The sequence below is a fragment of the Vibrio sp. 1249-1 genome, assembly GCF_033340495.1.
Map to the genome: position 1 here is coordinate 1 of NZ_JAWOWJ010000306.1, position 442 is coordinate 442.

Annotated in this window: 1 protein-coding gene; it reads left to right on the top strand. The window is 38.5% G+C overall.

Annotation, left to right across the window (positions count from 1 at the left end; genetic code table 11):
- Positions 1-80 precede the first annotated feature (80 nt).
- On the top strand, positions 81-442 hold a 362-nt coding region (locus R7Z50_RS26020), incomplete at its 3' end, for a Rid family detoxifying hydrolase (RefSeq protein ID WP_318149544.1).

The following is a 442-nucleotide window of genomic DNA, read 5'->3' on the forward strand; positions in this document are numbered from 1 at the left end:
TAATTGAAAAAATAACGCTAATACGGAAGTTAAATTAGAAGCTTCTTAATAAAAAATAAAATTTATGTGAGGATTTAAAAATGAAAGAATTGATTTCATCTGAACACGCGCCTGCTGCTATCGGACCTTATTCACATGGCACTAGCTATGGCGATTTGATTTGTACATCTGGTCAATTACCCGTTGATAAGGCAACAGGAAAAGTAGTTGAAGGCGGCATCAGTGCAAAAAGTCATCAATCTCTTACTAACTTGAAGCACGTTTTAGAGGCTGGTGGTGGCAGTGTCGATACTGTTTTAAAAACAACGTGTTACCTATCGAATATTAATGACTTTGCCGAGTTTAACAAGGTCTACGCAGAGTTTTTCCAACAAGATTGTCCGGCACGCAGTTGCTTCGCAGTGAAAGATTTGCCTTTTGGCGTGTTAATTGAAGTCGAAGC